Annotated in this window: 17 protein-coding genes; 8 read left to right on the top strand and 9 right to left on the bottom strand. The window is 71.6% G+C overall.

Annotated features, from left to right (window positions below):
- Positions 1-32: 32 nt before the first annotated feature.
- The 5 genes from ACFTZC_RS23255 to ACFTZC_RS23235 all read left to right on the top strand — a co-directional run bounded on the left by ACFTZC_RS23255 (position 33) and on the right by ACFTZC_RS23235 (position 6,440).
- Positions 33-1,952 carry an ABC transporter substrate-binding protein gene (locus ACFTZC_RS23255; RefSeq protein WP_382892632.1) on the top strand — a complete coding sequence of 640 codons (1,920 nt, stop codon included), beginning with the start codon at positions 33-35 and terminating at the stop codon, positions 1,950-1,952.
- A gap of 3 nt (positions 1,953-1,955) precedes the next feature.
- Positions 1,956-3,032: an ABC transporter permease gene (locus ACFTZC_RS23250; protein WP_382892629.1), complete on the top strand. Its 1,077-nt coding sequence runs from the start codon at positions 1,956-1,958 to the stop codon at positions 3,030-3,032.
- Positions 3,029-4,024: an ABC transporter permease gene (locus ACFTZC_RS23245; protein ID WP_382892627.1), complete on the top strand. Its 996-nt coding sequence runs from the start codon at positions 3,029-3,031 to the stop codon at positions 4,022-4,024. Before ACFTZC_RS23250 ends, ACFTZC_RS23245 begins: the two co-directional genes overlap by 4 nt.
- A complete protein-coding gene (locus tag ACFTZC_RS23240; RefSeq protein ID WP_382892625.1) occupies positions 4,021-5,061 on the top strand; it encodes an ABC transporter ATP-binding protein in 1,041 nt (346 codons plus the stop codon). Before ACFTZC_RS23245 ends, ACFTZC_RS23240 begins: the two co-directional genes overlap by 4 nt.
- Positions 5,062-5,420: 359 nt before the next feature.
- Positions 5,421-6,440, top strand: coding sequence for an ABC transporter ATP-binding protein (locus tag ACFTZC_RS23235; protein WP_382892623.1), 1,020 nt, complete (start codon positions 5,421-5,423; stop codon positions 6,438-6,440).
- Positions 6,441-6,520: 80 nt separating this feature from the next.
- Here the strand turns inward: ACFTZC_RS23235 and ACFTZC_RS23230 are convergent, their stop codons facing one another.
- The 8 genes from ACFTZC_RS23230 to rimP form a co-directional block, all read right to left on the bottom strand.
- Positions 6,521-7,474 carry a bifunctional riboflavin kinase/FAD synthetase gene (locus ACFTZC_RS23230; protein WP_382892622.1) on the bottom strand — a complete coding sequence of 318 codons (954 nt, stop codon included), beginning with the start codon at positions 7,472-7,474 and terminating at the stop codon, positions 6,521-6,523.
- A 263-nt stretch (positions 7,475-7,737) separates the two neighbouring features.
- Positions 7,738-8,637, bottom strand: a complete 900-nt coding sequence (gene truB, locus ACFTZC_RS23225) for a tRNA pseudouridine(55) synthase TruB (protein ID WP_382892620.1) — start codon at positions 8,635-8,637, stop codon at positions 7,738-7,740.
- The gene (gene rbfA, locus ACFTZC_RS23220; RefSeq protein ID WP_382892618.1) at positions 8,634-9,098 is read right to left on the bottom strand and encodes a 30S ribosome-binding factor RbfA; all 465 of its coding nucleotides are present in this window, start codon (positions 9,096-9,098) and stop codon (positions 8,634-8,636) included. Before rbfA ends, truB begins: the two co-directional genes overlap by 4 nt.
- Positions 9,099-9,354: 256 nt before the next feature.
- Positions 9,355-9,651 (bottom strand): DUF503 domain-containing protein, encoded by a 297-nt coding sequence (locus ACFTZC_RS23215; protein ID WP_382892616.1) that lies wholly within the window; start codon positions 9,649-9,651, stop codon positions 9,355-9,357.
- Between the two features lie 139 nt (positions 9,652-9,790).
- On the bottom strand, positions 9,791-12,901 hold the full coding sequence (gene infB, locus ACFTZC_RS23210; RefSeq protein WP_382892613.1) for a translation initiation factor IF-2: 3,111 nt from the start codon (positions 12,899-12,901) through the stop codon (positions 9,791-9,793).
- Between the two features lie 149 nt (positions 12,902-13,050).
- The gene (locus tag ACFTZC_RS23205; protein WP_382892611.1) at positions 13,051-13,329 is read right to left on the bottom strand and encodes a YlxR family protein; all 279 of its coding nucleotides are present in this window, start codon (positions 13,327-13,329) and stop codon (positions 13,051-13,053) included.
- A 154-nt stretch (positions 13,330-13,483) separates the two neighbouring features.
- Entirely contained in the window at positions 13,484-14,665 is a 1,182-nt protein-coding gene (gene nusA / locus ACFTZC_RS23200) for a transcription termination factor NusA (protein ID WP_382892609.1), read from the bottom strand.
- 2 nt (positions 14,666-14,667) lie between these two features.
- Entirely contained in the window at positions 14,668-15,165 is a 498-nt protein-coding gene (gene rimP / locus ACFTZC_RS23195; RefSeq protein ID WP_382892607.1) for a ribosome maturation factor RimP, read from the bottom strand.
- 175 nt (positions 15,166-15,340) lie between these two features.
- Here rimP and ACFTZC_RS23190 point away from each other — a divergent pair, with 175 nt between their 5' ends.
- The 3 genes from ACFTZC_RS23190 to ACFTZC_RS23180 are packed head-to-tail and all read left to right on the top strand — an operon-like array spanning position 15,341 to position 17,512.
- On the top strand, positions 15,341-16,147 hold the full coding sequence (locus tag ACFTZC_RS23190) for a hypothetical protein (RefSeq protein ID WP_382892605.1): 807 nt from the start codon (positions 15,341-15,343) through the stop codon (positions 16,145-16,147).
- The gene (locus ACFTZC_RS23185; protein ID WP_382892603.1) at positions 16,144-16,566 is read left to right on the top strand and encodes a ferritin-like domain-containing protein; all 423 of its coding nucleotides are present in this window, start codon (positions 16,144-16,146) and stop codon (positions 16,564-16,566) included. The genes ACFTZC_RS23190 and ACFTZC_RS23185 overlap by 4 nt, the downstream gene beginning before the upstream one ends.
- A gap of 43 nt (positions 16,567-16,609) precedes the next feature.
- Positions 16,610-17,512, top strand: coding sequence for an aminoglycoside phosphotransferase family protein (locus ACFTZC_RS23180; protein WP_382892601.1), 903 nt, complete (start codon positions 16,610-16,612; stop codon positions 17,510-17,512).
- 193 nt (positions 17,513-17,705) lie between these two features.
- On the opposite strand, the gene ACFTZC_RS23175 is transcribed toward ACFTZC_RS23180, so the two are convergent.
- Positions 17,706-19,397 carry a proline--tRNA ligase gene (locus tag ACFTZC_RS23175; RefSeq protein WP_382892599.1) on the bottom strand — a complete coding sequence of 564 codons (1,692 nt, stop codon included), beginning with the start codon at positions 19,395-19,397 and terminating at the stop codon, positions 17,706-17,708.
- Between the last annotated feature and the right edge of the window lie 51 nt (positions 19,398-19,448).

Here is a 19,448-nt window from a genome sequence, read left to right as displayed (position 1 = left end):
CCGTGCGAGTGATAACGCGAGGTCACCGTCCCATGGTCGAAAGAGTTCCGCCGCGTACGCCGCGACGGGCCGCGCCCCGGCCCGAACACCGGCCCGAACCCCGCCCCGTACGGCAGCGCCGCCGTTCCCGCCTCCGTCATCTGCCGGCCTCCGTCGCCGCCTCCGTCGCGTTGGTGGCCGGATCGGTGGTCCCGCTCGGACCTCTGCTCCCGGCGCCGCAGGAGGCCCGGGCAGCCGACGGCAAGAACGTCCTCACCGTCGCGGTGAGCCAGAGCATCGACTCGCTCAGCCCGTTCCTGGCACAGCGGCTGACCAGTACCAGCATCCACCGGTTGGCGTACGAGTACCTCGTCAACTACGACCCGAAGGACGCCCACCCGATCCCCGGCTTCGCCACCGCGTGGCAGTCGTCGGCCGACAAGTTGACGTGGACGTTCACCATCCGTGGGGACTCGAAGTGGTCCGACGGCCGGAAGGCGACGTCCGAGGACGCCGCCTGGACGTTCAACAAGATGATGACGGACCCGAACGCCGCCACCGCCAACGGCAGCTTCACCGCCAACTTCTCCAAGGTCACAGCGCCCGATCCGGCCACGCTGGTCGTCGAGCTGAAGAAGCCTCAGGCCACCATGACCGCGCTCGACGTGCCGATCCTGCCGAAGCACATCTGGGAGAAGGTCGGCGACTTCTCCACGTTCAACAACGACAAGACGTTCCCGATCGTCGGCAATGGTCCGTTCGTCATCACGGACTACAAGGTCGACCAGTACGTCAAGCTCAAGCCCAACAAGGACTTCTGGCGCGGCGCGCCCAAATTCGACGAGCTGGTATTCAAGTACTACAAAGACGGGGACGCGGCCGTCGCGGCGCTCCAGAAGGGTGAGGTGTCCTTCGCCTCCAACCTGACCCCGGCCCAGGCCACGGCGCTGAAGAGCACCAAGGACATCACGGTGAACAACGCCCCGGGGCGGCGCTTCTACGCACTCGCCACCAACCCCGGCGCCCGGTCGAAGGACGGGAAGAAGTTCGGCAACGGAAACCCAGCGCTGCTCGACCCCGCCGTACGCAAGGCGCTCTTCCAGGCCGTCGACCGCGGGACGATCGTCGACAAGGTGTTCCAGGGATACGCCGTCGAGGGCCAGGGCTACATCCCGCCCCGCTTCGCCCCGTACTTCTGGCAGCCCTCGGACCGTCAGAAGATCGCGTACGACCCGGCCGCGGCGGCGAAGACCCTCGACACCGCGGGCTATCGGAAGGACGGCGACGGCAACCGTCTGGGCAAGGACGGCAAACCGCTGAACTTCCGGATCCTCTGCCATGCCACGGACCCGAACGACAAGTCGATCGGCAAGTACCTCCAGGAGTGGTGGGGCACGCTGGGCATCGGGCTGAAGGTCGAATGCCTCGACAACGTCTCCGACCCCTGGATGGCCGGTGACTACGACCTCGCCTTCGACGGCTGGTCCGTCAACCCGGATCCCGACTTCGTCCTCTCCATCCACACCTGCGGGGCGCTCCCCGCCACGCCGAAGGACACCGGCGCGACCGACAACTTCATCTGCGACAAGCGGTTGGACGAGCTGTACGCGCAGCAGTCGGCGGAGTACGACACCGCCAAGCGGGCGGAACTGGTCAAGCAGATGGAGTCACGGCTGTACGACACCGGGTACATGAATGTCATGGCGTATCCGAACGCGGTCGAGGCGTACCGCACCGACCAGATCAAGTCGATCACGACGATGCCGGAGGCCGCCGGGAACATCTGGGGCCAGGACGGCTACTGGAGCTGGTGGTCCGCGGTGCCCGCCGACGGCGGCGGGGGAGGCTCCGACTCCGGCGGATCCTCGTCGACCGGTGTACTGATCGGGGTCGGCGCCGTCGTCATGGCCGGCGCGGCGCTCGGGGGCTTCCTCATGCTGCGGCGCCGCTCCACCGCGGAAGACCGTGAATAAGCCGTGAGCACCGCGAGCACGCCCCGTACGGTGCGGGACGCGGCGGACGGCCCGGTGGAGACCGGGCCGTCCGGCCCCGCCCCGCGCGCCGCCTCGGGCACCTGGACCGCGTACCCGCTCTATGTGGCGGGGAAGCTGGGAGGGGCGCTCGTGTCGCTCTTCGCCGTCCTCGTCACCAGCTTCTTCCTCTTCCGGATCATCCCCGGTGACCCGGTCAAGGCGATGACCCACGGCGTGCCGACGTCCGCCGAGCAGTTGGCGACGCTGCGCCGGCAGTTCGGTCTGGATCTGCCGCTGTGGCAGCAGTTCACCGACTACTGCGCCAGGGCGCTCAGCGGCGACCTGGGCACCTCGTACCAATTCCACGCCCCGGTGGGCGAGCTGATCGTCCAGAAGCTGCCCGCGACGCTGCTGCTCACGGGCGTCGCGGTGGTGATCTACTCGGCGCTCGGGCTCTGGCTCGGTACGCGCTCCGCGTGGCGCAACGGCAGCCTCGGTGACCGGCTCAACACCGGCGTGGCGCTGACGCTGTGGTCCGTGCCCGCCTTCTGGCTCGGGCTGCTGCTGATCATCCTCTTCTCGGTGGGCATCGGGCCGGTGCCCGGGATGTTCCCGACCGGCGGGATGGAGTCGGGCGACACGACCGGCTTCGCGTACGTCGTGGACGTGGCGCACCACATGGTGCTGCCGGTGACCACACTGGTCGCGGTCGGCTACGCGCAGACGCTGCTCGTCATGCGGTCCTCGCTGCTGGACGAGATGGGCAGCGACTATCTGACGACGGCGCGCGCGAAGGGGCTGCGGGACGATCTGGTACGCCGCCGCCACGCGGTGCCCAACGCGATGCTGCCCACTGTCACGATGGTGTTCATCAATCTGGGCCATGTGGCGGCCGGTTCGATCCTCGTCGAAACGGTGTTCTCCTGGCCGGGGCTCGGCGGGCTGTTCTACGCGGCGCTGAGCGTGCCGGACCTGCCGCTCGTCCAGGGGCTGTTCGTCGTCTTCGCCGGCGCGATGATCGTGATGAACCTCCTCGCCGACCTGTTGTATCCGCTGCTCGATCCCCGGGTGGGCCGATGACTCTGGAGAAGACCCCGCCGTCGCCCGATCCGTCCGCCGCAGGGAAGGCGGCCGCGACTGCTGAGGCGGCGTCCGCTGCGGCGGAACCGCCAGTCGCGGGGCCGTCGGCCGCCTCCCTCACCTGGGCCCGGCGGCGCGGCTCGGTGGCCCGGTTCTGGGCGCAGTACCGCGCGCACCGTGCGGGGCTGTTCGGCCTCGCGGGGCTCGCCCTCATCGCGCTGCTCGCACTGCTCGCGCCACTGCTCGTCGGCGGCGACGTGGCGAGCGTGACGGACGCCCCGGGCACGGCCCTGGAGAAACCCAGCGGTGAGTTCCCGCTCGGTACCGACCAGTTCGGCCGGTCACTGCTGGGGCTGTTGATCTGGGGCTCACGGGTCTCGCTCACCGTCGGTCTGCTGGCCGCCGCGCTCTCCGTGGCCATCGGCACGCTGGTCGGCGTCGTCGCGGGTCACTACGGGGGCTGGTTCGCCACCGTGGTCATGCGGATCACGGACTGGTTCCTGGTGATGCCGACCCTGGTGCTGGCCATCGTGCTGGCCACAGTCATGTCCCGGTCCATCTGGACGGTGATCCTGGCGATCGGCGTCACGAGCTGGCCGACGACGGCGCGGCTGGTCCGGGCGCAGACGATCGCCGTCGAGTCCCGCCCGTACATCGAGCGCGCCCGTGCGCTCGGCGGCGGGCACCGGCACATCATGACGCGTCATGTGCTGCCCAATGTGATGCCGCTCGTCCTTGCCCAGACGACGCTGGGCATCTCCAGCGCCATCCTGACCGAGGCCACGCTCGCCTTCCTCGGTCTCGGCGATCCGGTCATCATCTCGTGGGGCGGGATGCTCCAGGACGCGCGCGAGGCGGGAGCCGTCTCGTCCGGGCACTGGTGGTACCTGGCGCCGCCCGGTATCGCGATCGCGTTCGTCGCGCTCGCCTTCACGCTCTGCGGCCGTGCCATCGAGGCCGTGCTCAACCCGAAGCTGGGGGTTTCCCGTTGACCACCACGACCGGCGTGACATCGGAGGCGGCAGCGGGCGGCGCCGTCAGCCTGCTGGAGGTCAGGAACCTGCGGGTGACGTACGGTACGGGGCCCACCGCCGTGCCCGCCGTACGGGGCGTCGACCTGACCGTCGCCTCCGGCAGCAAGCTGGGCATCGCGGGCGAGTCGGGGTGCGGCAAGTCCACGCTCGCCCTGGCGCTGCTCCGGCTGCTGCCGCCCGCGGCGAAGCTCTCCGGGGAGATCCTGCTCGACGGAGAGGACGTCCTCACCATGAAGTGGGGCCGGCTGCGCGCCGTACGGTGGGTGGGCGCGTCGATCGTCTTCCAGGGCGCCATGCACTCGCTCAACGCAGTGCACCGGATCGGGGACCAGATCGCCGAACCGGTGCTGCTGCACCGGCGGGCCACCCCTGGCGCCGCGCGGGCGCGCGCCGCGGAACTGCTGGAGCAGGTCGGGCTCTCGGCCGCCCGCGCCGACGCGTATCCGCACGAGCTGTCCGGTGGCCAGCGCCAGCGCGTCATGATCGCGATGGCGCTCGCCTGCGACCCGCGCCTGATCGTCGCGGACGAGCCGACCACGGCGCTCGACGTGATGATCCAGGCGCAGATCCTGCGGCTGATCGAACAGCTCGTCGCCGACCAGAACATCAGCCTGCTGATGATCAGTCACGACCTGGCCGTGCTGGCGGACACCTGCGACCGGCTCGCCGTGATGTACGCGGGCCGGATCGTCGAGGAGGGCCCCGCACGGGGCGTGTACGACGCGGCTGAACACCCGTACGGCCGCGCGCTCTCCGCCGCATTCCCACGGATCGGGGACCTCGCGTCGCGCCGTGCGCCGCGCGGGCTGCCCGGCGACCCGCCCGACCCGGCGGCGCTGCCCTCCGGCTGTACGTTCCATCCGCGCTGTCCCGTCGCGCTGGACTCCTGCGCCCACGACGACCAGACACTGCGCGACGCGGGCCCCGGGCGGCGCGCGGCGTGCGTACGGGCGGGCGCACCGATCGCCGCGGGCGCCGCGGAGTCCCCGCCGTGACATCGGGCACCGTACGCCGCGGCGCTACGGCCATGGTCCACGTAGCCGCAGCCGTGTCCATGCCCGTGCCCGTGCCCGCGACAGCTCGGCAGACCTGCCGCGCGCTTCGCGCCGTGCGCCGCCCCGTGGGGCGCCCCGTACGGCGCACCGTGCGCTGCCCGCTGTGCGCTGCCCCGTATCCGCGCCCCGTACGGCGCGGATACGGGGCGGCGCACGGCGCGCGACACAACGCATCCGCACCGATCCGCCCGGCGCCGTCCCTTCGCACGCTCCGTACGGGCCATACGGACCGTACGGGCGGGCGACGCACCACGGTGGCCCGTAACGCCGCCGGACGGCCATCCCCCGAGGAGCCAGCCATGACCACCACCCCCGCGCCGTCGGCACCCCTGCCGCGGACGCCGCTGCTCTCGGCCACCGGGCTGAGCGTGACCTTCCCGGGGCGGCGCGGCGCGGCGCCCGCACGCGCCGTCGACGGGGTCGACCTCGACATCGCTCCCGGGGAGATCGTCGCCCTGGTCGGCGAGTCCGGCTGCGGCAAGACCACACTGGCCCGCTCGCTGCTCGGTCTGGTGTCCCCCACGGCGGGCGCGGTCGCCTTCGCCGGGGAGCCACTGGAATACGGCTCGCGCGCCCTCAAGGCCTACCGCCGGCGGGTCCAGCTCGTGCTCCAGGACCCGAGCGGCTCGCTCAACCCGCGCCACACCGTGTACGACGCGGTGGCCGAGGGCCTGCGGATCCACGGCCACCAGGGCGACGAGCGCGCGGCCGTGGCGGAGGCGCTGTCCCGCGCGGGGCTGCGGCCTCCCGAACGCTTCCTCCTGCGCTACCCGCACGAGCTGTCCGGCGGACAGCGCCAGCGCGTCGTCATCGCGGGCGCCCTGGTCCTGAAGCCCGAACTGATCGTCGCGGACGAGCCGGTGGCATCCCTGGATGCCTCCGTACGGGGCGAGATCCTGGCGCTGCTGCTCTCACTGCGCGACGAACTGGGGCTCTCCGCGCTGGTGGTGACGCACGATCTGGGACTCGCGTGGAACATCGCCGACCGGGTGGCCGTGATGTACCTCGGCCGGATCGTGGAGACCGGCCCCGTCGAGGACGTCCTGACGGCGCCTCAGCACCCGTACACGCAGGCGCTGCTCTCCGTGCTGCCGGAGTCGGACGGCGTCCCGGTCGTCCTCACAGGCGAGCCGCCGGATCCGTCCCGTATCCCGCAGGGCTGCCGCTTCCACGCGCGGTGCCAGGTGCTCGCATCCGGCGCCGCGGAGCGGGCGGGTGTCGCGGACCGCTGCCGTACGGCGCCACTGCCGGTACTGACAGGCGGTTCCGGGGCGCAGGTCGCCTGCCACGCCGCCCAGGCGGCGCGCGCCACGGGGTGACGTACGGGGCGGGGCGGGGCGCCGCGCCACCCCGTACGGGCCGCGTCACCGCCCCGTACGGAGGCCCCGTACGCACGGCGCTACGACGCGTCGTACGACTCCGTGAGGGCTCGGGCCCGCTTCACGTCGTCCGCCATGGCTTCGAGCAGCGCGTCGATGGACTCGAACTTGCGCATGCCGCGTACGTACGACAAGAAGTCCACCGTGACGTGGAGCCCGTACAGGTCCAGCCCCACCCGGTCGATCGCGTACGCCTCGACCGTCCGGTCGACGCCTTCGAACTGCGGGTTCGTGCCCACGGAGATCGCGGCGGGCATCCGTTCGCCGTCGGCCGTGAGCCACCCCGCATAGACGCCGTCGGCCGGGACCGCGGTGTGCGGCAGGGTCTCCACGTTGGCGGTCGGGAAGCCGAGTTCACGTCCGCGCTGCGCACCGCGCACCACCACGCCCTCGACCCGGTGCGGCCGACCCAGGATCTCCGCCGCGCCCTCGACGTCGCCCTCGGCGACGAGGCGGCGCGTCAAGGTGGAGGAGAAGGGCTCGCCGCCGCCCGCCGAACCGCTCACGTACAGGTCGACGACCTCGACCTCGTAGTCGTACGTCGCGCCCACGTCGGAGAGGACGGCGACATTGCCCGCCGCCTTATGGCCGAAGCGGAAGTTCGGGCCCTCGATGACGGCGCACGCGTGCAACTTGTCGACCAGCACCTTCACGATGAAGTCCGCGGGCGACAACTTGGAGAACTCCAGCGTGAAGGGCAGGATCAGCAGCGCGTCCACGCCCAGTCCCGCCATCAGTTCCGCGCGCCGGTGGTGCGGGGCGAGCAGCGGCGGATGGCTGCCGGGACGTACGACCTCGCTGGGGTGCGGGTCGAAGGTCACCACGACCGACGGTACGCCCAGCTCCCGCGCCTTCTCGACGGCGCGCCCGATGATGAGCTGGTGCCCGCGGTGCACCCCGTCGTAGGAGCCGATGGTGACGACGCTGCGCCCCCAGTCCTGGGGGATGTCCGCCAAGCCACGCCAGCGCTGCACTGAGACCGCTCCTCGCCCGAACCCGTGTACGTCTATTCCAGTCACGCAATGCTAAGACTGCCATGCCCCGCGCTCGCGCCCCCCAATGCCCCCGTAGTGCACTCCGCACGCCCCGCTGAAGGGGTGACCGGGAGGTCCCGGGTGGACAGAGATCCTTCTCGGAGGGGGACCGTGGGGCGGACAGGTGAGCCTGTCCGCCCCACGGTGGGAATCCGGGCCGGGAAGCCGGGCCGGCGATACGAGCCGGGAAGCCGGCCGCCGCGTCAGCCGAAAACAGCGAGGCTCTTCGCCTTGCCGTGCTGCTCCTCCACGAGCGCCAGGAAACGGCCCTGCGGGTCGAAGACGGCGACCGGCCCCGTACCGAACGCGGGCATGTCGAGCCGTACGCCGTTGAGCAGGAGCCCGGCGCGCTTCTCGTCCACGTCCCAGCGCGCGAACGCCGCGGCCGCGGCGTCGGCGACCGGCATGACCGTCAGCTCCTCCTGGAGCTGATCGAGGGTCCGCGCGCCGTCCAGCGCGTACGGGCCCACCCTGGTCCTGCGCAGCGCGGTGAGATGTCCGCCCACCCCGAGCCCCGCGCCGAGGTCGCGGGCGAGGGCGCGGATGTACGTACCGGAGGAGCAGACGACGGAGACAACCAGGTCGAGGACCGGGGTGCCGTCCTCCGCCACGGCCTCGCGGACGTCGTAGAGCCGGAAGGACGAGACGGTCACCGGCCGGGCCGGGATCTCGAACTCCTCGCCGCCACGCACCCGCGCGTACGACCGCTTGCCGTCGATCTTGATGGCGCTGACCTTGGAGGGCACCTGCATGATCGCGCCGGTGAGGGCGGCGATCCCGGCGTCGATGGCCTCGCGCCGTACCGCGGAGGCGTCGGTGGCGGAGGTGATCTCCCCCTCCGCGTCGTCCGTGACGGTGTCCTGGCCGAGCCGGATCGTGCCGAGGTACTCCTTCTCCGTCAGCGCGAGGTGGCCGAGGAGCTTCGTGGCGCGCTCCACACCCAGGACGAGGACACCGGTCGCCATCGGGTCGAGGGTGCCCGCGTGTCCGACGCGCCGGGTTCTGGCGATGCCGCGCATCTTGGCGACGACGTCGTGCGAGGTGAAGCCCGACGGTTTGTCCACGATGATCAGGCCGTCGGGCGTCTTGGTCTGCTGAGTCATTCCGCGGCGGCGCCGTCCGTGCTGCCGTCGGCCCCGTCGTCGGCCTCGGGCTTGCGGTACGGGTCGGCCCCGGCCGCGTAGGTCTTGCCGGTCGACACGTTCCGCACCTCTGCGTCCTTGGCGCGCGCCTTGTCGAGGAGGTCCTCGATGGTGCGCGCGTTGTCCGGGAGGGCGTCGGGTACGAACGCCAGCGTCGGGGTGAAGCGGACACCGGTCTGGCGTCCCACCTCGGAGCGGAGGACGCCCTTGGCGCTCTCCAGTGCCGCCGCGGAGGCCGCGCGCTCCTCGTCGTCGCCGTAGACCGTGTAGAAGACCGTGGCCTCCCGCAGGTCGCCGGTGACGCGGGCGTCCGTGATGGTCACGAAGCCGAGTCGCGGGTCCTTGATTCGCCGGTCCAGGGTCTCCGCGACCACGACCTGGATGCGATCGGCCAGCTTGCGGGCCCGCGCGTTGTCGGTCACCGGTCCGTCACTCTTCCTTCTGGGGTTCTTGCTGGTCTCCAGCTGCTTCCTGCTTCTCCAGCTGGCTTGCTTACTCGTTCTCCACCTGAGTCTCGTACCGAGCCTCTGTGTCGTACAGTCCGGGCCGCACAGCCCAGGGCTCTACGCCCGGGCCGTACAGCCCTGACGCGCCCCGTGCCCCGCCCCGTATCGCCCCGTACGGCGCCGCACCGGGCGGTACAGGGCGTGCCGGGTGTACGGGGCCCCTCCGGGCGGGTCACTCCTCGTCGTCGCCGTGGAGCCGGCGCCGTACCGACAGCAGCTCCACCTCCGGCCGGCCGGCGACCATACGCTCGCACCGGTCCAGCACGTCGGTGAGGTGCCCCCAGTCCCCGGACACCACCGCGAGGCCGATCTCGGCCCTGCGATGCAGGTCCTGGTCGCCGGTCTCCGCCGCGCTCACCGCGAATTTCCGCTGCAGCTCGGCGACGATCGGCCGGACGACGGAGCGTTTCTCCTTCAATGACCGTACGTCGCCGAGAAGCAGATCGAAGGACAGTGTCCCCACATACATGTATGTCCGGATGTCCCGCCGGTACGGGTTCGAAGGCCCTGCCGACGCTTGGCAGGGGCACAAGAACCGTACACGGAACGGCCGGGGCCGATCGACGGAAATACGTCCCGTCGACCGGCCCCGGACCGGCTGCCACGCGTCAGCCGCGCGGCTTCTCCCGCATCTCGTACGTCGCGATGACGTCGTCGATCTTGATGTCGTTGAAGTTTCCGAGGTTGATACCGCCCTCGAAGCCTTCGCGGATCTCGGTGACATCGTCCTTGAAGCGGCGCAGACCCTGGATGTTGAGGTCCTCCGCGATGACCTTGCCGTCGCGGATGAGCCGGGCCTTGGTGTTGCGCTTGACCTCGCCGGAGCGGATGAGAACACCCGCGATGTTGCCCAGCTTGGACGAGCGGAAGATCTCGCGGATCTCCGCCGTGCCCAGCTCGACCTCTTCGTACTCCGGCTTGAGCATGCCCTTGAGGGCCGCTTCGATCTCCTCGATCGCCTGGTAGATGACCGAGTAGTAGCGGACGTCCACGCCTTCGCGGTCGGCCATCTGCGCGGCACGCCCTGCGGCGCGCACGTTGAAGCCGATCACGATGGCGTCGGAGCCCATGGCCAGGTCGATGTCCGACTCCGTGACCGCACCCACGCCGCGGTGCAGGACGCGGATGTCGACCTCTTCGCCGACGTCGAGCTGGAGCAGCGAGGACTCGAGGGCCTCCACCGAACCGGACGCGTCGCCCTTGATGATGAGGTTGAGTTCCTGCACCAGACCGGCCTTGAGGGCCTCGTCCAGGTTCTCCAGGGAGAACCTGACGCCCCTGCGGGCGAAGGCCGCGTTCCGCTCGCGAGCGGCGCGCTTCTCCGCGATCTGCCGGGCGGTACGGTCCTCGTCGACGACGAGGAAGTTGTCGCCGGCGCCGGGGACGTTGGTGAGACCGAGGACCAGGACGGGCGTCGAAGGCGTCGCCACGTCGACGTTGTTGCCGTTGTCGTCGAGCATCGCCCGGACTCGGCCGTACGCGTCACCGGCGACCATCGTGTCACCGACGCGCAGCGTTCCGCGCTGGACGAGCACGGTGGCGACGGCGCCGCGACCGCGGTCGAGGTGGGCCTCGATGGCGATACCCTGCGCGTCCTGCTCCGGGTTGGCCCGCAGGTCGAGCGAGGCGTCCGCGGTGAGGACCACGGCCTCCAGCAGGCTGTCGATGTGCAGGCCCTGCTTGGCGGAGATGTCGACGAACATGGTGTCGCCGCCGTACTCCTCGGCCACCAGACCGAACTCGGTGAGCTGACCGCGCACCTTGGTCGGGTCGGCGCCCTCGACGTCGATCTTGTTGACCGCGACCACGATCGGCACGTCGGCCGCCTTGGCGTGGTTCAGCGCCTCGATCGTCTGGGGCATCACACCGTCGTTGGCCGCGACCACGAGGATCGCGATGTCGGTGGACTTCGCACCACGGGCACGCATGGCGGTGAACGCCTCGTGACCCGGGGTGTCGATGAAGGTGATCTTGCGCTCTTCACCGTTGACGTCCGTGGCGACCTGGTACGCACCGATGTGCTGCGTGATCCCGCCGGCCTCGCCCGCGACGACGTTCGTCTTGCGGATCGCGTCCAGCAGCCGGGTCTTACCGTGGTCGACGTGACCCATGACGGTGACGACCGGCGGACGGGACACGAGCGCTTCCTCGCCGCCCTCGTCCTCGCCGAACTCGATGTCGAAGGACTCGAGCAGCTCGCGGTCCTCCTCCTCGGGGCTGACGATCTCGACGACGTAGTTCATCTCGCTGGCGAGGAGCTGCAGCGTCTCGTCGGACACGGACTGCGTGGCCGTGACCATCTCGCCGAGGTTCATCATCACGGCGACGAGCGACGCCGGGTTGGCGTTGATCTTCTCCGCGAAGTCCGTGAGCGACGCACCGCGCGACAGCCGGACCGTCTGGCCCTGGCCGCGCGGCAGCATCACGCCGCCGACCGACGGGGCCTGCATGGCCTCGTACTCCTGGCGCCTCTGCCGCTTCGACTTGCGGCCACGGCGGGCGGGCCCGCCCGGACGGCCGAACGCGCCCTGTGTGCCACCACGGCCGCCGGGACCACCCGGACGTCCGCCGAAGCCGGGACGGCCACCGCCGCCACCGAAGCCGCCGCCACCGGGACGACCCGGGGCACCGCCGCCGCCACCGGGGCGACCGGCGAAGCCGCCACCGCCGCCGCCACCCGGACGACCGGCGAAGCCGCCGCCACCGGGACGACCGCCGCCACCGCCGCCACCCGGGCGACCGGGGCCGCCGGGACCACGGCCACCGCCGGGGCCACCACCGGGACGCGGGCCGGCAGCGGGACGCTGCGGCATCATGCCCGGGTTCGGACGGTTACCACCGGGGCCACCGCCGGGACCCGCGGCGCGCGGGGCCTGCGGACGCGGCATGCCGCCCGGGGTCGGACGGCCGCCGCCCTGACCGCCGGGGCCCGCCTGCGGACGGGGACCGCCCTGGCCGGCACCCTGCGGGCGCGGGCCGGGGGCACCGGGGCCGCCGGGACGCGGGGCGCCGCCGGGACGGGGCGCCTGCGGGCGCGCCATGCCGGTGGAACCGCCGGACGTGAAGGGGTTGTTGCCCGGGCGCGGGCCCGCGGGGCGGGCACCGGGACGCGGGGCCTGGCCGGGGCGCGCGCCGCCGGGACGGCCGCCCTGGCGCTGGTCGCCGCGCTGGTCACCCTGGCGGTCGCCCTGGCGCTGGTCTCCCTGACCGCCCGCGGGGCGGTTGGAGGGACGCGGGCCGGGGGTGGCACCGGGCCGGGGACCGGCGGCCGGGGCCGACGGAGGCGCGGTGAACTCCGGGGCCGCCGGGGCGGCGGGACCGGGCCTGGCGGCGGGCCGCGGGGCGGCCGGTGCCGGACGCGGGCCGGGGCTCGGCGCCGGAGAGGGGGTGCTGCTCCTGGGGGCCTCGGCGGCGGCCGGCTTGGGGGCCGGGACACCGGGCTTCGGCGCAGCGGGACGTGCCGCCTGGGCCGCGGAGGCCGGAGACGGGGGGGCGGGCCTTGCGGGGGTCGCCTTACGGGGCGCCCCGGGCTTGGCAGCGGGCCGGCCGGCGTTGCCGCCGGGCCCCTGCAAAGCGTCAGTCAATTTGCGCACGACCGGCGCCTCGATCGTCGAGGACGCCGAACGGACGAATTCACCGAGTTCCTGGAGCTTGGCCATGACGACCTTGCTCTCCACACCGAACTCCTTGGCGAGTTCGTATACCCGGACCTTAGCCACTTCGCTCCTTTTAGGTCCGGGTTACCGCCGGACCGTCGCTACTTCATGGGCGTACTCATCGCGTACTCATCGAGTGCTCATCGCAATCTCGACCTACTTCCAACTCGCGAGGTACCTGAACCGCACGGGGTCCCGTGCCGTACTTCTTCTTACAGTGCCGACTGCTCGACGTACCGGCGCAGTTCCGTGCTGTCGAGCGGTCCCTGGACCTTGAAGGCCCTGGAGAACGCCCGGCGGCGGATCGCCAGGTCGAGACAGATCAAGGCGGGATGCGTGTACGCACCCCGGCCGGGCAGCGTACCGCGTTGATCGGGAACACAGTGTTCACCCATCGCCACGATGCGCAGCAGATCGTTCTTGGCCGCTCGCTTCCGGCAGCCCACGCATGTTCGCTCAGGGCAGCGTCGGTCGCTCGTCCGGCCAGACACCTTCAAGTCTACCTCCCCGCGCCGACCTCACCCCTTTGGGGCAACGTTCGAACGCTCACGTACACAAAAGGGCGCGACTGTGTTCGGCGGGATCCCGCCGTCGGGCACGCGGAAGATCCCTGGAAGATCACTCCCGGATCGTTACCAGCCGGTATCAGCCGCGCTCGCCGTTCCCGCTCCGGTCGCCGCCCCGGGGCCCCGTACGGGGCCGGTCGTCGCCCCGGAACCGGTCGTCGCTCCTGGACCGGTCGGCTCCCCCACGGTCGCGGTCGCCGCCTCGGTCGCGATCCCCGCCCCGGTCACGGTCGCCGCCGCGGTCGCGGTCACCCCCGCGGTCACGGTCGGCGCCGTCGTCCGACTGCTCCGTGTCGGGTCGGATGTCGATACGCCAGCCGGTGAGCCGCGCGGCGAGCCGGGCGTTCTGCCCTTCCTTGCCGATGGCCAGGGAGAGCTGGTAGTCCGGCACGGTCACCCGCGCGGACCTGGCGCCCAGATCGACGACCTCGACCTTGCTGACCCGGGCCGGCGACAGCGCGTTCGCCACCATCTCGGCCGGGTCGTCCGACCAGTCCACGATGTCGATCTTCTCGCCGAGCAGCTCGGCCATGACATTGCGCACACGCGCGCCCATCGGGCCGATACAGGCGCCCTTGGCATTGAGACCGGAACGTGTCGAGCGCACGGCGATCTTGGTGCGGTGACCGGCCTCGCGGGCGATCGCCGTGATCTCCACGGAGCCGTCCGCGATCTCCGGGACCTCCAGCGCGAAGAGCTTCTTGACCAGATTGGGGTGCGTACGGGAGAGCGTCACCGAGGGGCCCCGTACGCCGCGGGCCACGCGGACCACGTACGTACGCAGCCGCAGCCCGTGCGTGTACTCCTCGCCCGGCACCTGCTCCTGCACGGGGAGGATGGCTTCGAGCTTGTCGTCCAGCTTGACGAGGACGTTCTTGGGGTCCTTGCCCTGCTGCACCATACCGGCGACGACATCGCCCTCACGGCGCGCGTACTCGCCGAAGGTGACGTCGTTCTCGGCGTCGCGCAGCCGCTGCTGGATGACCTGGCGGGCGGTGGTCGCGGCGATCCGGCCGAAGTCCGACGGCGTGTCGTCGAACTCCTTGGGCTCCTGGCCCTCTTCCAGATCGGCCGGGTCCTCCTTGGCCCAGACCGTGACATGGCCGTTCTCGCGGCTGAGGACGACGCGGGCGCGCCGGTGGCTGCCGTCGGTGCGGTGGTAGGCGATGAGGAGGGCGGATTCGATCGCCTCGACCAGCAGATCGAAGGGGATCTCCTTCTCTTGTGCCAAGCCCTTCAGGAGCTTCACATCGATGTCCACGGCTACGCCTCCTCTTCCTTCTTGTCCTTGCGGTTGAACTCGATCTCGACGCGCGCCTTGGCGATCTGCGCGAACTCGACCCGGCGGGCGGTGGGCTTGCGCCCCTTCACACCCGGCACTTCGAGATCGAGCCCGCCGTCGTCCACGGTGAGGATGCGCGCCACCACTTCGCCGCCCTCGTGCAGCTGGATCCGGGCCAACCGGCCGACGGCGCGCAGATAGTGGCGGTGTTCGGTGAGCGGGCGTTCCGCCCCGGGGGAGGTGACTTCGAGTTGGTACTCGTCCTCGCCCATCGCGTCCGTCTCATCGAGCTTCACCGAGATGGAGCGGCTCAGCTCGGCGCACTCATCGAGGTCCACACCCTCGTCGGAGTCGACCACGATCCTCAGCACACGACGCCGGCCGGCCCGGGACACCTCGATCTCTTCCAGATCCAGGTCCTTGGCGCTGACGAGCGGTTCCAGCAGTCCGCGCAGCCTTTCGCTCTGGGTGGTGCTCATCCGGGTGACTCCTCGGCCGCGTGTGCTGTTGTGGGATCGTCGCGTGTCAGATCAGTCGTGTGTCGGATCAAAGGGTATCCGGTCTCCAGGGGTGTTGCCGTCCACGAACGGGTGACCCGCGGGTACGCTCGCACGCGATGATCATGGAGATCTTCACGAGCCCGAGGAGAGACGCGTGGGGCGCACGGGGACGACACGCAGACATGCCCTCTTGGCCGCGGGCGCCGCGACGGCCGGTCTGCTGACCGCGGCGTGCTCCTCGTCGGACTCGGCGGACGGAGGGACCTCCACCGCGGCTGAGGAGGCGGCGGCGCGGGTCGCGCGCGTGGAGAAGGCGTTGCGACGGCGGTCCGCGGACACGAGCCGGGCGCTGCTCGCGCGGTACGACGCGGTACGGGAGCGCCATCCAGGACACGACGCGCGGCTGGCGCCGTTGCGCGACGCGGTGGCGCGGCACATCGCGGTGTTGACGTCCGAGGGCGACGAGAAGGACGACGCCCATGGGGACGAGGCTCGTGGGGACGAGGCTCGCAAGGAGGATGGGGCGAGAGCATCCCACGCGGCGTACGGGGCGGAGCGCGGGGCTGCGGACGGCGCGCTCGACGGGGCGTCGCGGGCGCCGGAAAAACCTTCCGCCTCCCCTGGCGCGCCGGGGCGGGCGGACGCTCCGGGGTCGTCCGGAACCCGGGGTTCACATGCAGCACGGGCAGCGCAGGCAGCCCATGGAGCTCCGGGGGCAGCCGTCAGGTCTGCCACGTCCGCCCCCGCTGACGCCCCTTCCGCCACTGACACGGCCGCCGCCACCGTGGCCGCGGATCCCGCCACGGCGCTCAAGGAACTGGCCGCGGCCGAGCGCCGTACCTGCGACACGCACACCGCCACGCTCATGGAAGCGCCACCGGAACTCGCCCGGCTACTCGCTTCCCTCGCCGCGGCGAGCGCCGCCCACGCCTACCTGCTGACGGAAGGACCCCGCTCGTGACCACCCGTGCGCTGGAGGCCGCTCAGGCCGCACTCGCCGCGGAGCACGCCGCCGTCTACGGGTACGGAGTCGTCGGCGGGCGCATCGGCCTCGCGCGCCGTCCCGAGGCCACCGCCGCGTACACCGCGCACCGTGCGCGGCGCGACGCTCTGGCGCGCACCGTGCGCGACATGGGCGGCAGACCCAGCGTCGCGGCCGCGGCCTACGCGCTGCCCTTCGAGGTGCCGGACGGCGCGGCGGCCGTACGGCTCGCCGCCGAGTTGGAGGACCGGGTCGCCGGGGTCTACTCGGATCTCGTACGCGCCTCGGACGGGCCCCTGCGGCGTGAGGCGGCGGGGGCGCTGCGCGAGGCGGCGGTACGGGCCGTGCGCTGGCGCGGGAGCGGCGTAGCCTTTCCTGGGCTCGCCGAGAGAGCGTGAGCCCCGACACGTCCCCATGGCTCCGAAAGGGATCTACGCGCGTATGGGTTTCGAACCGCCGCAGCGTCTGACGCGCACGCTCGGCGAGCTGACCGGGGACGCCGCTGCCGCCGATTGGCTCCGCCGACTGCCCGCGCTCGCCGCGGAGGCCGTCGCACGACGCGGCCTGGAGGTCGAACGCGTGATCGCGCCGGGTGGCCGGAGCGGTCTGGTGCTGCTTGTACGGCGGCCCGACGGCGCGCCCGCCACGCTCAAGATCGCGCCACCGTTCGTTGCACCGGAGCTGGAACGGGCGGCGCTGGCGCACTGGCAGGGCTGGGGATCGGTCAGGGTCCTCGACGCCACGGACACGGAGGACGGCACGCTGCTCCTGGAGCGTCTGCACCCGGAGATGTCGCTCCGTTCCCTGCCGGAAGCCAAGGCTCTGCTCGAAGCGGCGGGCACGGTGCGCCGGCTGTGGGTCGAGCCGCCTGCCGACCACGGCTTCGGCACGGTGGCCGAACGGACCGCCTCCGAGGCGGTGCGACTGGACGCCTCGTCGGACGAGAGCCTCGCGCCGCTCGTCTCCGCCGCGCTGACGGCACGCGACGCACTGTGCGCCACGTCCCCCGAGGAGGTGCTGCTGCACGGGGCGTTCCGTCAGGGCAAGGTGCTGGCGGGCGACCGTGTGCCCTGGCTGGCGGTGGGTCCCGAGCCCGTCGTCGGTGAGCGCGCCTACGATCTGGCGCGGCTGGTACGTGACCGGGTGGAGGATCTCGTGGCGGCCTCGTCCGGTGCCTCCTCGGCGCGCCGCCGCGTCAACCGGCTGGCCGACTCCCTGGACCTCGACCGGGAGCGGCTGCGCGGCTGGACGCTCTTCCGCGCGGTGGAGTCGGGCACGCGCGCGCTGGAGTCGGGCCACCGCCAGAGCGCCGAATCGCTGCTGGAGTTCGCGGGCTGGCTCTGAGGCCCACGGCGCCCCGTACGCCGCGCGGGCGGGGCGCACCGTACGGCGCGGCGCTGCTGCTCCGTAGGCGCTGCACTCGCGTTTCCGCCCCGTACGTACCGCACTGCGCGCCGTACGGGGCGGAGACGCGCCCCGTACGGCGCGCAGTGCTGCGGCCCGGCAGTCAGCGATCGGCCACCGAGCGGTAGGGCCATCAGGCCGTCAGGCGGGTGATCGCCTCCGCGACCGTCAGTTCCTCGCGCTCCCCCGTACGGCGGTCCTTCAGCTCCACGACGCCCTCCGCGGAGCGGCGGCCCGCCACCAGGATGTGCGGAACACCGATCAGCTCGGCGTCGGTGAACTTCACCCCCGGGGAGACCCCGGGGCGCTCGTCCACCAGCACGCGCAGCCCGGCCGCCGCAAGCTGCTCGGAGACGTCCAACGCCAGCTCCGTCTGGAGCGCCTTACCCGCCGCGACGACGTGGACGTCGGCCGGGGCGATCTCCTTCGGCCAGCACAGGCCCTGCTCGTCGGCGCTCTGCTCGGCCAGGGCCGCCACGGCGCGCGAGACACCGACGCCGTACGAGCCCATGGTCACGCGCACCGGCTTGCCCTGCTGCCCCAGCACGTCGAGCTGGAAGGTGTCGGCGTACTTGCGGCCGAGCTGGAAGATGTGGCCGATTTCGATCGCGCGGTCCAGCTTGAGGCCCGAACCGCAGGCGGGGCAGGGGTCGCCCTCCTCGACGACGACCACGTCGAGGTACTGGTCGACCTCGAAGTCGCGGCCCGCGACGACGTTGCGCGCGTGGGTGTCGGACTTGTTGGCGCCGGTGACCCACGCCGTGCCGGCCGCGACGCGCGGGTCGGCGATGTAGCGGATCTTGAGGCCCTGGGGGCCGACGTAGCCGCGTACCAGCTCCGGCCGGTCCACGAAGTCCTCGGCCGTCACCAGCTCGACGACGGCGGGCGCGAGGTGCTCGCCGAGCTTGCCGAGATCCACCTCGCGGTCGCCGGGTACGCCGACCAGGGTGATCTCGCCGTCGATCTTGACCAGCAGGTTCTTCAGGGTCGCGGAGGCCGGTACGCCGAGGTGCGCGGCAAGCGTCTCGATGGTCGGGGTGTCGGGGGTGTCCAGTTCCTCGACGGGGCCGTGCTCGACGGGCTCCAGCGCCGGGGCGCTGAAGGTGACGGCTTCCGTGTTGGCGGCGTAGTCGCAGGCGGGGCAGTCGACGAAGGTGTCCTCGCCCGCCGCGGCGGGGGCCAGGAACTCCTCGGACGCCGAGCCGCCCATCGCGCCGGAGACCGCAGAGACGATGCGGTAGTCGAGGCCGATCCTGGCGAAGATCTTCTGGTACGCGGCGCGGTGCAGCGCGTACGACTCGGCCAGTCCCTCGTCCGTGGTGTCGAAGGAGTACGAGTCCTTCATCTGGAACTCACGCCCGCGCAGTACGCCGGAGCGCGGACGCGCCTCGTCCCGGTACTTCGTCTGGATCTGGTAGAGCATCACCGGCAGGTCCTTGTAGGACGTGCACTGGTCCTTGACGACCTGGGTGAAGATCTCCTCGTGCGTAGGGCCCAGCAGGTAGTCCGCGCCCTTGCGGTCCTTGAGACGGAACAGGAGGTCCCCGTACTCCTCCCACCGCCCGCTCGCCTCGTACGGCTCCTTGGGCAGCAGCGCGGGCAGCAGCACCTCCTGCGCGCCGATGGCGTCCATCTCCTCGCGGACGACGCGCGAGATGTTGTCGAGGACCTTCTTGCCGAGCGGCAGCCAGCTCCAGATACCGGCGGACGTACGGCGGACGTAACCGGCGCGGACGAGCAGCTTGTGGCTGAGGGTCTCGGCGTCCGCCGGGTCGTCGCGCAATGTCTTGACCATCAACCGGGACATGCGCTGGACCTGGGACATGGGGAGCACTCCTGCGTTCTGCTTCTCTCGGGTGTTGCCAGGAGGTTAGCC

The organism is Streptomyces sp. NPDC056987 (assembly GCF_042673865.1).
GTDB lineage: Bacteria > Actinomycetota > Actinomycetes > Streptomycetales > Streptomycetaceae > Streptomyces.
This window is presented reverse-complemented; position numbering and strand designations above follow the sequence as displayed.